The sequence below is a fragment of the Paenibacillus sp. GM1FR genome (assembly GCF_002803315.1).
Classification (GTDB): Bacteria; Bacillota; Bacilli; order Paenibacillales; family Paenibacillaceae; genus Paenibacillus; species Paenibacillus amylolyticus.
The window spans coordinates 1,325,602-1,338,111 of the sequence record NZ_MKZL01000011.1; the positions used below are offsets into that span (position 1 = coordinate 1,325,602).

The window sequence follows — 12,510 nt, forward strand, 5'->3', positions numbered from 1 at the left end:
TTGACTCACTCCATCTATGTTAATGTACGAAGTGTCTCGAAGTCCAGCCCCAGCAGAATCGTCACAATTCCACGCAGCCTTACCGCCCCGCACTATCCCATCATCCATTTCTTCTGTGAGCATGTATTCCTCTATTCTGCTGCTATACTACCCAATTTCATTTCATGGTCCTCTGCTCCTTCCAAAAAGACCGTCACATGTTTTCCAATACACCAGCTGCATGCTTTGTTTCTTTATACATAAAGTAATCAAAATCGGCATGTTTTCGGGTTCCACCTAGATCCTGCACACAAAGACCGATATAGGTTCCCGTAAACCGGATATACTCCGGAGATTCATCGGACAGATGTGTGATATCAACCCACTCGCCTGCTGTATTCCAGGATGAATCACTATTTAACGCATAATAAAAGCGGGCGCGATCTTGATCCACCACAGCCTTTAAACGGAGCGTGCTCACCAACTCTAGCGGAATATCCTCCAGCAGTTCGTCGTATACCCCGTATTTGGACTGAATGATCCCCAGGCAGAGCCCTTTCTCCTCATGATAAGTTACACGTAAGTAGAGATAGTCCTGGGTATCGTAGTACAAAATCAATCCGGCCATTTGCTGTGGATGGTCCGGCGCAAATTCCAGACACGTCTCGGCTTCACACTTCAAGGCCTGAAGTCTACGTGCGATCATGCTTTGCCTGTGCGTTGAACTCATCGACTCCATGCCGTGCAATCGTAAGTAACCGGGACGTTCCGTCAAGCTGAGCCAAGTCGAATCGGGTGGAATGCGAAGTGTATTCCAATCATGCCGAAGCTCAAAGTGATCAAAGTCATCCATTTCAGCAATCGGCTCAAACGGATGGGACTGGATCATCGGTGCAGGCACCTGAACCTCCGGATATCGGTCACCGCTCGCAAGTCTCAGCCAGCCGTCCTCACTCCACGTACATGGCTGAAGTGCAGTCTCACGTCCAAGAATGCAATATTTGTGATGAACGGGTCGTCCGACCAGATGAGCCATGTACCATTCGCCGGTATGCGTTTTGACCAGACTACCGTGGCCTGCCTTTTGCAGAGCTAAATCTGGTCTGCCGTATGAAGTGAGGATCGGATTGACAGGATCGACCTCATAAGGACCTTGTAACGTACGGGAACGTGCTGCGGTAACCGCATGCTCATAACCGGTTCCACCTTCAGCCGTAATGAGATAATAATAGTCGTTGTGTTTATACAGGTGGGGTGCTTCGGTCAGGCCTAATTCTGTTCCCTTAAATATGTTAACGGCCGGTCCGATCAGCTTATGTTCTTGGACGGAATATTCCTGAAGAACGATGCCTGCAAACCGGTTTTTGCCCTTACGGTGATCCCATATCATATTGACCAGCCATTTACGTCCGTCTTCATCATGAAACAGGGAAGGATCAAAACCGCTGCTGTTCAGATAAACCGGCTCGGACCAAGGTCCCTCGATATCCGTTGCTGTCACAAGGTAATTGTGGGTATCTTTAAAAGCGCCTACCCGGCTTTTGACATCGGTGTATATCAGGTAAAACACACCGTTGTTGTAACTAAGACAGGGTGCCCATACGCCTCCGGAATTAATGTTGCCCTCCATGTTCAACTGCGTTACACGAGTCAGCGGAGAAGCGATGGGCCGCCAATGAACCAGATACCGGGAATGGTGAATCCGTACACCAGGGAACCATTCAAAGGTGGAAGTGGCGATATAATAGTCCTCCCCTGCTCGGCAGATGGACGGATCGGGATGGAAACCGGGCAGGATGGGATTGGTGATCATTTTCTTGATCTTATTCATGGAAGAAACCTCCGGTATGAAAGTAATGATCTGTACAACAGCAGATTCACGAAAGGTAGATATCAGTACCAGCCTAGCGCTTTTTTGCCGGCTTCCAGGGCGGTTATGATCCGCTCGACATCATATACATTCCCTCTCCAAGTCCCACCGCTGACCGATTGCAATGCAGCCCAGAGCTTTGTATCATCCGGCAAAGCCTCATCAGGCCTCATATCTGGATGAAAGGGCCTTTGTGCCAGGATGAGAGCACCTTCCTCCGGTGAAAACTCCAATTCGCCTTCTCCGACAAAGTTAATGCTACCCTCCAGCGTGTTACGATCAACCGCGATGTCAATCAGGTCTCCGTTCCGCAGCTTGCCAATCGGTCCGCCTGCCAGCGCTTCGGGGCCAACATGACCAATACATGCTCCGGTGGAAACACCCGAGAACCGGGCATCCGTAATCAGTGACACGTATTTGCCAAAAGGCAAATGTTTAAGCGCAGATGTAAGCTGGTACGTCTCCTCCATTCCAGTTCCCGATGGACCTCGCCCGAGAAGCACAACAACGTCGCCAGCCAGAATACCTCCGGTCTTAATCGCATGGATCGCCTCACGTTCAGTGGTAAACACCTTTGCTCTGCCACGATGACGGTATACGCCATGCTCATCCAGTACAGCAGGATCAATAGAGGTGGATTTGATGACAGAACCTTCTGGAGCGATATTCCCGGTTGGAAATGTTACAGTCGATGAGATTCCAAGCCGCTGAGCGTGTTCTACACTCATGATGACACTGTCCGGATCGATGCCGTCCTGCTCTTTTAACTGCTTCCGCATGAGATGACGGCGTTCCGACGATTCCCACCATTCCAGTACCTGACCCAATGAAGTACCTGTAACCGTTGGTACAGACTCATCCAACAGACCAAGCTGTCTGAGGTGTAGCATGACCTCCGGTACACCTCCTGCCTGAAAGACACGTATGGTCGGATAAAAGATCGGTCCGTTTGGCAGGGCGCTAACCAGCCTTGGAACATTTTTGTTGACCTGTATCCAGTCCTGTACCGTGGGTACGGTTAAACCGGCGGCATGGGCAATCGCCGGTATGTGAAGAAGCAGATTGGTCGATCCGCCAAACGCAGCATGAACGGTCATCGCATTGCGAATGGATGCATCAGTGACAATGTTTGCCATCCTCATCCCCTGTGACTCCATATGGATGAGTGCACGTGACGATTGGCGCGCCATTTCAAACCAGATGGGCTGCCCGGAAGGTGCAAGCGCGGCATGTGGCACTGTCATACCCAGTGCCTCTGCTACAACCTGGGCCGTAGCCGCGGTACCTAGAAACTGACAGCCTCCTCCCGGTGTAGCACAAGCTCGACATCCTAAATCCGAAGCCATTTCCAGAGAAAGTTCCCCGTTGACGTACCGTGCACCGATGGTCTGAATTTTACCGGCATCCTCTCCATCGGTAGGCGGAAGTGTGACGCCACCGGGAACGATTACACCAGGCAATTGCGGCATGCCGGCAAGTGCGAGCATCATCGCTGGAAGACCTTTGTCACAAGTGGCGACACCAAGCACGCCTTTACGAGTTGGCAGCGAGCGAATCAGTCTGCGAAATACCATAGCGGCATCGTTCCGGTACGGAAGCGAGTCAAACATGCCGGTTGTCCCCTGTGATCTGCCGTCACACGGATCGCTGACATATCCAGCAAACGGGATTCCTCCCCGGCTTGACAGTTCTTCTGCGGCAGCCTTCATCAGCAGGCCGACCTCCCAGTGGCCGGTATGGTAACCGAGTGCTGCCGGGCTGCCGTCTTCATTGCGTATGCCACCTTGTGTACTCAAGATCAGAAATTGTTTTCCGTTCAATTCCCCGGGCTTCCAGCCCATTCCAACATTCTGGGACATGCCGAACAAGTCGCCGCTTGGAGCATTCCGCAGCAAATCATCCGTTAAAGGCAGACGTCCGGCAGCCCCTGGAGCATGTGCTATGATATCGAAGCAGTTGGACGCGGTCTCTCCCATAATCGACGTAATCTGTTCGTACATGATAGCCTCCCACAGTTTATGACTTCACAAAGACCGTTTTGATGGCCGTGAAAAACTCGATAGCCGCTTGCCCCTGTTCTCTGGAGTGTGAACTTGACATCTTCATTCCGCCAAACGGAGCCTGCAGCTCTACGCCGGCTGTTTCTGCATTAATTCTGACCAGTCCTGCATCCATGTCCCGGATGAAAGACAACATGGCTCCGACGTTCTGTGTATAGATGGAAGCACTCAAGCCATAATCGCTATCATTAGCCGCTTCGATGGCTTCCTCCAGGGAATCTACCGCAATCAAGGCCAGAACCGGGCCAAAAATTTCTTCCCGGGCGATGGACATATGGGATTCGACCCCTTCAAATACGGTCGGCTGCACATAGAATCCCTCTTCTAATCCCGGACCGTCCCCTCTTTTTCCACCAGTGAGCAGAACGGCACCTTCATCTTGGCCTTTTTGAATATAACTCAGCACGGTATTGAGCTGTCCTTCGCTTGCACATGGACCCATCCAGCTTCCAGAAGACATGCCGTCACCCAGCCGAATTTCCTGGATTTGCGAGAGCAGCTTTTCTTTGAAGGCATCGTATACTTTTCGTTCAATAATGACCTTGCTGGTGGCCGTACATTTTTGCCCGGTCGATTTCAACCCACCGCTGATCGTGGCTTCCACAGCCAAATCCAGGTCAGCGTCAGCCGCGATAATAATCGGGTTTTTCCCACCCATTTCAAGTTGATACTTGGCCCCACGTGCCAGTGCTGCGCCGCCGACCCGTTTGCCCACTTCATTGGAACCTGTGAACGTTATTCCGCCCACATCCGGATGCTCAGCAAGTGCAGATCCGATCACTGAGCCTCTGCCGCATACCAGATTAAGAACGCCTGCCGGAATGCCCGCCTCTTCAAAACACTCCATTACTTTAGCCGCAGTGACCGCAGTTTCCTGAGCAGGCTTCAACACAACCGTATTGCCGTAAATCAAGGCCGGAGCCGTTTTCCAAATCGGAATGGCTACCGGGAAATTCCAAGGAGCAATAACCCCAACAACGCCAAGGGGTACGCGAGTCGTAAACATCAGTGCTTCGCTGTCCGTTGATGGAATGACATCCCCGGTTTTTCGCATGCCTTCTCCGGCGTAATACCTTAAGATTGCTACACCGCGCAGTGTCTCTCCTTTAGCTTCTGGGAGTGTTTTGCCCATTTCCCTGGTCATCGCCTCTGCAACTTCATCGGCCCGGCGTTCCAGCACATTGGCTGCTTGAAATAGATAGTTTCCGCGTTCCGCGCCCGATAACCTCCGCCAATCTTTTGCTGCTTCCTTCGCGGCTGCAACAGCCCGGTTCAGATCCTCTACGCCTGAGGTGGGTACGTAGCCAACTACCTCCTTCCGATTCGCCGGGTTGATGCTCGGTTCGGTTTCACCGGATGTCGCCTTCACCCATTCTCCGTTAATGTAATTGCTGTATGTCTGCTCTACCTGAAATGTGGTCATTGCATTCATCCTCCTTGTACATTAGTTTGAAATGACTGGATTAATAAGTGTCCCGATATCGCTAATGGATATTTCAATGCGGTCCCCGGGTGCAAGTGTAAAATCATTGGGTGGCACGATGCTTGTGCCTGTTAATAACACCGTACCGTCAAAGAGATCGTTATCTCTGGCCAGAAAAGAGACCAGCTCATCGAGTTTTCGGTTTAACTCACTTGTGCTTGCCTCGCTTTTGACAACTATTTCACCTTCGCGATATATTTCGCAGACAATGTTGAACGCATATGGATTTTGCACCGTTTCCGCTAGACGAATGGCTGGCCCTATCGAGCAGGAATTGCGCCACATTTTTGCTTGCGGTAGATACAGCGGATTCTCCCCTTCAATATCGCGGCAGCTCATGTCATTACCAACGATGTATCCCACAATGCTGCCATCCGCGGCAAGCACCAACCCCAGCTCAGGCTCCGGGATCTGCCAATTGGAATCGCTGCGAAGTGTGACAGCCTCATTGGGCCCGATGGTGCGGGCTGCTGTAGATTTAAAAAAGATCTCCGGCCTTTCGGCATCATAAACTTTATCGTAAAAGGTCTTTGCATCCAGCTTGCCTTCCGTTGCTTCATAATTTCGCGCTTCCCGGCTGCGCTGATAAGTCACACCCGCGGCCCATACTTCCGGAGCTTCCAATGGAGTGAGTAGATGTAAGGAAGTCCAATCGTCAGTTAACTTGTTTAACGGTTTAAAAGCGCTTTCAACAAGTTGAACTGGAGAAATCCCCTGCTTTCTTGCTTGATAGATCAAAGTCATAAAATCTGCTTGTGGCAAACGATACGCTTGTTCATCATCCGTAACGGCTGCCAGCCACTTCTGTTGTCCGTCCAGAAATCGAATAATTCTCATTCAAGCTTGCCTCCATTTTTCCCCATCGGGTTGATAATACTACCATAGCACCCGCTATGGTTCATGACGATGTTCTAATCACTCCGACGATTTACCCTTTTCACGCATTTTTTTCTGTTAAGATGAGGTTAGATCCATTAAACTAAAGATAATTTACGAGGACAATCCGATGACAGGATGTTGGTATATAGAATAGTACAAGGGGGTTGGTTTGCTGTGACCAAGCTTTCGGATGCTGTGTATTTAGGTCGTCTACCCGATGTTAGCATGTCTTTTCAATTATTGGGGCTGCATGCAAGAAAAGTAGATTCCAGCTGGACTTATCCGTCTCATGAACATTCAATGTATGAAGTGCACTGGATGATGGACGGGCAGATGAACATGGTTGTCAACGGGCAGTCTTATCGTCAGTCGGTTGGTGACCTTCTGTTCATCCGGCCTGGTATGACCCACTCTTGCACCGGAGCCGGACCGGAGGGGTTTACTTATTTTTCCGTGCATTTCAGCATACACGATACATCCTTTTGCAGAGAACTTAACCGTTGCAAAGACATCTATTATCCGGCAAATTCGAATTTGGCTCTGGGGCTCTCCCCTTCCCTGTCTACCTTGTATGGTTTGGCTACAGAGCATTTGTCTAGCTCGCTAACTTCCTCCAAACAAATGAAGGTACACGCGGCCGTGTTTGAACTGCTCGGTTCCCTGGTCGGTCAGTTATCTCAGCAAGCTTCCGTTACGTTGTCGAGAAAAGAAACCATTGCTCATCAGATTGCTGAGCACATTGAGGATTCGGTAAGATATATCCATCTTCACGGGGAAATTCAGGAGAGCGATCGAACCTGGATTCAGGACATTGCCAAGTCGCTGAGCATTAGCCCGTCACAGGTTAATCGTATTTTTCGGCAGGTGTACGGCATCGCTCCACGCAAGTTTCTATCCGAAACCCTTCTGAACGAAGCGCAGCGGTTGTTAAAGCAAACCGACCTGAACATAGACCATATTGCGATGATGCTGGGGTATAAGACCAATGCGCATTTCAGCCGCCAATTCAAGCGGTGGACAGGCATCGCGCCAAGCGAATATCGCAGCCATTCGCAGCAGGCTGGAGAAGCCAACGTTGCAGATGACTAAAAGTTTAATCATAAAAACCCCAATTGTCTGAGCCGCATAGGCTGATCGGTCAACAAAACAGCTACTGGATAACAGCAGCTGCTTTGTTTTGTCTGGATTGCTCAGATCATGTGTTTGAGGATTACGCTAAAATAAATGATGCAAGGCTTGCACTTCCAGAACCTCTGTACGTAAAATACAAAGCCTGTATACCATCCGGAATGGTCATCTCGACTGAATATGGTTGCCAATGATTGGTGAAATGTACCGGGATTGTACCCAGGACAGGACCGTTCCATGCGGTTTTGACCTCAAATACCCCGTGACAATATCCTCGTACCTTGATCGAGACCTGGCGAATTCCTCGGCAATCAAAGTATTTAAAACCTGCCGTTGCGGATTCAACCATATTGGCGATATATCCGACTTCTTCATCACCGTCTCTACCATCCTGGGTGATCTTTGGAAAGCGGCTGTCCAGCCAGGCTCCAGCCCCGAAACCTCCAGTGTACTTCTGATCATCTTTGGTCAAAAGATTACATGCAAGATATGCGGGGTACTCGCCTTTTCCTTCAAGCGGTCTCCCACTTGGACCAGAGGAGGTCATTTCCACCTGAGGAATGCTGCCGTCCTCTTCAAAAGATATCTTCTCAATACAGCCCTGCCGGTTGAATGCGTCCCCATTGGTATGACGGTGATAGAAGACATACCAGTCTCCGTTGATCTCCACAATGCTGCCATGGTTATTGCCTCCATAATACATGGGTTTGTCAGCAGGTTTGTAGGAGTCGATATGGAGATCACAGTTGCTTACGATGACGCCCTGATATGTAAATCCTTTATTTGGAAATCGACTGGTGGCATAACATAATTCATGCATAACGATGGAGGAATACACCAGATAGTAGGTATCACCTCTCTTCCGGATGGAAGGAGCCTCAAAAAATTCATGGCCCTCATAACCGCTGCCCTCACTGTAAGGCTCGCTCGGTGCTACGAATATGGGTTCTTCCACAATCGTCAGCATATCCGGACCTAGCATCGTGGCCATCGCGCCATGTCTTGATTGGTCTCCGGCCGCACAGAAGCCGGTATACAGATAAGTGTGCTGTCCTTCAGTCATCACGCCGGGATCGAACTGGGGCTCGTCCCCTTCTCTTTCGCCCAGACGAGTGCCGTCGTCATATTGTACATAACCATAGAATTCATATTTACCGGCAGGTGCATCACATACAGCCACCGAAACAACGGGTACCTTATCCAGCACATAATACAGATAATACCGCCCATCGGGACCCAGCGTAACATCTGGCGCATATAAACACATATGGCCATTCGGATTCAGCGGGTCATCTGTTTTTCGGTAGATCACCCCTTCATTTCTCCAATTCCCAAGGTCATTCACGGGTGCAGACCAGCATACATAATCGTTCAGACAGAAGGCATGTCCGTTAAAACGGTCATGTGAACCATACACATACACTCTTTCATTGAATACATAAGGCTCACTATCAGGTACGTACTCCCAGGATGGAAGATATGGGTTGAACCCCTGCTTGTTCATTCCAGCTACACTCCTCATATCATCGTAATAGTACATTCGTTCTATGAAATAAAGATAACTCTCGTATAATAGAAAATAGCTTAAGTAGAGTATGGGTTATTCTTTTCTACAACTTAAAGATAAAGGGGAAGAACCATGACATCTATTTTTTACGTTGAATGTGACGCGGTACATCAGAATCATTTTGTTTTTGATATCCCTGAAGGACATGATGCCTGGTTATTAGTCATTACACATACCCCTGCCCAGTTTTGGGTTGATGGACAACTTAAGGAATACCCGGCTCATTGTGCTGTACTTTTCAAACCGTATCAAAAAATATATTATCGGGCTTGTTCAGAGCGCTATATAAATGATTGGATTCGTTTTGAAAGTGATGAACCGTTTGTAACCGATACCTCCCTTCCGCCAGGCACACCTTTCCCACTGGATGATCCGGAATACTGTCATAAGCTGTTCCAATTGCTTGTTGCAGAGCATTCTTTTCAGAACGATTACCGGGAATCATCCATCAATTGCCTGCTGCGAACGTTGTTCAATAAATTGCTTGAGTCTTGTGTCCAAGAGGATATTAGTCCTCAGCACTATCCTCTGTTGAAGCTTCGAACGGCAATTCATAACCATCCCAGCCATCCTTGGACAATATCAGAAATGGCGAAGATCATAAACGTCAGTCCGGGGTACTTGCAGTTGATGTACAAGAAATCGTTTGGCCTCTCATGTATGGAGGATGTTATTCATAGCAGAATACGTCTGGCCAAAGAATATCTCAGACATCATTTGTATACGGTTGCAGAGATTGCCGATCGATGCGGTTACCGTAATGTCGAGCATTTTTGCAGGCAGTTCAAACAAATGACCGGTTCCTCGCCCAAACAGTTTCATAAACGACGTGAAGGTGTCCCGGCTGACTTAACAGAGTTGGGATATAAATCTCACTTTTAAGGGGGATGTACTTAGATCAATGGAAAAATTCCCACTCTGTCCAATGGGCGTTTACACATACCTTAGCCATTCAATCGGTATAAACGTCATCGAGGTTGTTAGCGTTCTCTGCTGTCATTTTAAGTTAAGGTTTTAGACTGTATGATGCAATGACATATTCTCAAGCATGATTGATCAATTATCATATTGTGATACCTTATAATGGCATCTTATTTTTTGCATATGCAGCCGCGCCGATCATTCCTGCTTGCCCACCTAACTTTGCTTGTACGATAGGACATACACCGGATGAGAGATGCAATGCATGATTTTTAACCGTGTCACGTACTGTATTCAGCAAGCGGTCACCGGCTGCCGACTTTCCTCCACCAACAATAATCACTTCTGGATTGAACAGATTGATTACATTGGAAAGACCAAATCCAAGAGTCTTCCTGATTGGAATCCTGGAGCTTAACCCCATTTCGAACTTTTTGGATTATTTATCTATACTTATATCTCCAAACAAAAGAAGTCACTAATTTAGTGACTTCTTCTGACATAAAGTTTCCTATTATAAATTTTCTTTAACTTAAAAGGTTCTGATTCATCAATCCTTAATTAAGGGTTCTATTGGGATGAAGAGCACGAGCCATTGCATCCATATAACCCTTAACAGTACGTTGACTCACTTCTGTTTCTGGAGCAAGAATTTCGAAAAGGTGGAAGCAACCTGGATAGAGGTGAAATTCTACATCCACACCTGCTTGTGCTAATCGTGCCACATACTCCATCGTCTCGTCTCGGAATAGATCGAGCTGACCTACACAAGTATAGGCTGGTGGCAATCCGGCCAAGCTCTCTGCTCTCGAAGGTATTGCATAAGAAGAACTTCCACTGATATCGTTCTCCTCACCAAGGTACATATTCCAAGCAGCCACGTTGTCCGTTCGGTTCCAGATTGAACCCTCTTCTGTAATCTCATGACTAGATGGCGTGATGTTACGATTATCTAACATCGGATACAATGGCATTTGGAAGATAATAGACGGACCTCCTTTATCACGTGCCATCAGCGCGAGTGCTGCTGTCAGTCCTCCGCCACCGCTAGCACCGGCAATCGCAACCCGATTCACATCAATGCCAAGCAATGCGGCCTCCTCCGTCATCCATACCAATCCAGCATAACAATCTTCAATCCCCGCAGGATAAGGGTGCTCAGGAGCGAGCCTATAATCGACTGATACGACAATACATTCTGCTGTCTGAACAAAACGTTCGCACAATTTGTCGTCCATATCTGGATGTCCTAACACGTACCCACCCCCATGAATCCATAACATGGCTGGTAGTAAATCATTCGTTCGTTCGGCTGGCTCATAAATTTTGACCAGCATCTCACCTCCATCCCTCGGAATTTTCCGGCTAGTTGTGTTTACATGCTCTGATTTTTTCACCGATGCAGCCGATACTAAGTTTCTGCTCCACTCTAAATTTTTCTCCAATTCAAACCCTGGAAATTGTGAATATACCTCTCTTAATTCTGGTAATATACGTGTCTCAATACTCATGATAATTCCTCCAAATATAATAATGAATTCGTTCATTTATGTTTTTTAGTTAATCCTTATCTCATTTCAGCTTCCCACTTGGAAATTTCCTCTCGTACTCGCGGTGCAACCTCTTTACCGAGCAGTTCTATAGCCTGCATTACCAACTCATGTGGCATCGTGCTTAAGGGAACATACATCATGAAACGTGTAATTCCTACATGCTTGCGCAGATGAATAATTTTTTGAGCAACTGTTTCCGGGTCCCCTACATACAACGCACCATCAGAGCTGCGGGCAGCGTCATAGCTGGAACGATCGTAATATGCCCACCCCCGCTCTTTGCCGAGTTTATTCATGCCGTACTGAGTGGACGGGAAAAAGAGTTCTGCGGCTTTTTCCGTATCTTCTGCAACAAATCCGATAGAATGTGAACCTACCCGAAGCTGTGATACATCATGACCAGCATGAGTTGCCGCCTTTTTATACAGTTCTACAAGTGGCGCAAATTTCGTTGGATTACCACCGATAATTGCCAGAACTAGTGGCAGACCTAGAATTCCAGCACGTATGGCAGACTCCTGAGTACCTCCGCTACCAATCCATACAGGTATAGAATTCTGAACAGGCCGCGGGTATACCCCCAGATTATGTATCGCTGGTCGATGGCCTCCATTCCATGTTACTTTCTCGGATTCCCGTAATTTAAGAAGCAATTCAATGTTTTCATTAAATAAATCCTCGTAGTCATGCAGGTTATAACCAAACAGTGGAAAGGACTCAATGAAGGAACCTCGACCCGCTATAATCTCGGCACGTCCATTGGAGAGACCGTCAAGCGTGGCAAAATCCTGAAACACACGGACAGGATCTGCTGAAGATAGGACCGTCACAGCACTTGTCAATCGAATCCGTTTTGTGAGGGGCGCGGCAGCGGACAACACCATTGCTGGTGAAGATGCTGCATAATCATCACGATGATGCTCACCTATGCCAAACACATCAAGTCCTACCTGATCTGCAAGGACGATTTCTTCCACGACTTCTCGCAATCGCTGTGCGTGACTCATCACAACTCCGGTCTTAGTATCAGGCTTTGTTTCTACGAATGAAGTAACACCTATTTCCATAAT

At 48.1% G+C, this 12,510-nt stretch carries 11 protein-coding genes; 3 read left to right on the forward strand and 8 right to left on the reverse strand.

Going from position 1 to position 12,510, the window contains the following annotated elements; translation table 11 throughout:
- Window positions 1-193: 193 nt before the first annotated feature.
- The 4 genes from PAEAM_RS11600 to PAEAM_RS11615 form a co-directional block, all read right to left on the reverse strand.
- Window positions 194-1,810, reverse strand: a complete 1,617-nt coding sequence (locus PAEAM_RS11600) for a glycoside hydrolase family 43 protein (RefSeq protein WP_100527598.1) — start codon at window positions 1,808-1,810, stop codon at window positions 194-196.
- Between the two features lie 62 nt (window positions 1,811-1,872).
- Window positions 1,873-3,849 carry a YjhG/YagF family D-xylonate dehydratase gene (locus tag PAEAM_RS11605; RefSeq protein ID WP_100527599.1) on the reverse strand — a complete coding sequence of 659 codons (1,977 nt, stop codon included), beginning with the start codon at window positions 3,847-3,849 and terminating at the stop codon, window positions 1,873-1,875.
- Window positions 3,850-3,865: 16 nt separating this feature from the next.
- Window positions 3,866-5,332 (reverse strand): alpha-ketoglutaric semialdehyde dehydrogenase GucD, encoded by a 1,467-nt coding sequence (gene gucD / locus PAEAM_RS11610; protein WP_036671416.1) that lies wholly within the window; start codon window positions 5,330-5,332, stop codon window positions 3,866-3,868.
- Between the two features lie 21 nt (window positions 5,333-5,353).
- Complete coding sequence (locus PAEAM_RS11615; protein WP_076253160.1) at window positions 5,354-6,229, reverse strand: fumarylacetoacetate hydrolase family protein; 876 nt, start codon at window positions 6,227-6,229, stop codon at window positions 5,354-5,356.
- A 216-nt stretch (window positions 6,230-6,445) separates the two neighbouring features.
- Here PAEAM_RS11615 and PAEAM_RS11620 point away from each other — a divergent pair, with 216 nt between their 5' ends.
- Window positions 6,446-7,360 (forward strand): AraC family transcriptional regulator, encoded by a 915-nt coding sequence (locus tag PAEAM_RS11620; protein ID WP_100527600.1) that lies wholly within the window; start codon window positions 6,446-6,448, stop codon window positions 7,358-7,360.
- Between the two features lie 121 nt (window positions 7,361-7,481).
- Here the strand turns inward: PAEAM_RS11620 and PAEAM_RS11625 are convergent, their stop codons facing one another.
- Complete coding sequence (locus PAEAM_RS11625; RefSeq protein WP_100527601.1) at window positions 7,482-8,903, reverse strand: family 43 glycosylhydrolase; 1,422 nt, start codon at window positions 8,901-8,903, stop codon at window positions 7,482-7,484.
- 135 nt (window positions 8,904-9,038) lie between these two features.
- Here PAEAM_RS11625 and PAEAM_RS11630 point away from each other — a divergent pair, with 135 nt between their 5' ends.
- Complete coding sequence (locus PAEAM_RS11630; RefSeq protein ID WP_100527602.1) at window positions 9,039-9,848, forward strand: helix-turn-helix transcriptional regulator; 810 nt, start codon at window positions 9,039-9,041, stop codon at window positions 9,846-9,848.
- A gap of 196 nt (window positions 9,849-10,044) precedes the next feature.
- Here the strand turns inward: PAEAM_RS11630 and PAEAM_RS11635 are convergent, their stop codons facing one another.
- Window positions 10,045-10,224, reverse strand: coding sequence for an ROK family protein (locus PAEAM_RS11635; RefSeq protein WP_243391331.1), 180 nt, complete (start codon window positions 10,222-10,224; stop codon window positions 10,045-10,047).
- Between PAEAM_RS11635 and PAEAM_RS32275 the strand changes: the two genes are divergently transcribed.
- Window positions 10,153-10,305, forward strand: a complete 153-nt coding sequence (locus PAEAM_RS32275; protein WP_243391333.1) for a hypothetical protein — start codon at window positions 10,153-10,155, stop codon at window positions 10,303-10,305. The two genes, PAEAM_RS11635 and PAEAM_RS32275, sit on opposite strands and share 72 nt — an antisense overlap.
- Window positions 10,306-10,444: 139 nt before the next feature.
- Here PAEAM_RS32275 and PAEAM_RS11640 read toward each other — a convergent pair whose 3' ends face one another.
- Window positions 10,445-11,398, reverse strand: a complete 954-nt coding sequence (locus tag PAEAM_RS11640) for an alpha/beta hydrolase (protein ID WP_100527603.1) — start codon at window positions 11,396-11,398, stop codon at window positions 10,445-10,447.
- 56 nt (window positions 11,399-11,454) lie between these two features.
- Window positions 11,455-12,507 carry an LLM class flavin-dependent oxidoreductase gene (locus PAEAM_RS11645; protein ID WP_036671403.1) on the reverse strand — a complete coding sequence of 351 codons (1,053 nt, stop codon included), beginning with the start codon at window positions 12,505-12,507 and terminating at the stop codon, window positions 11,455-11,457.
- Window positions 12,508-12,510: the final 3 nt, after the last annotated feature.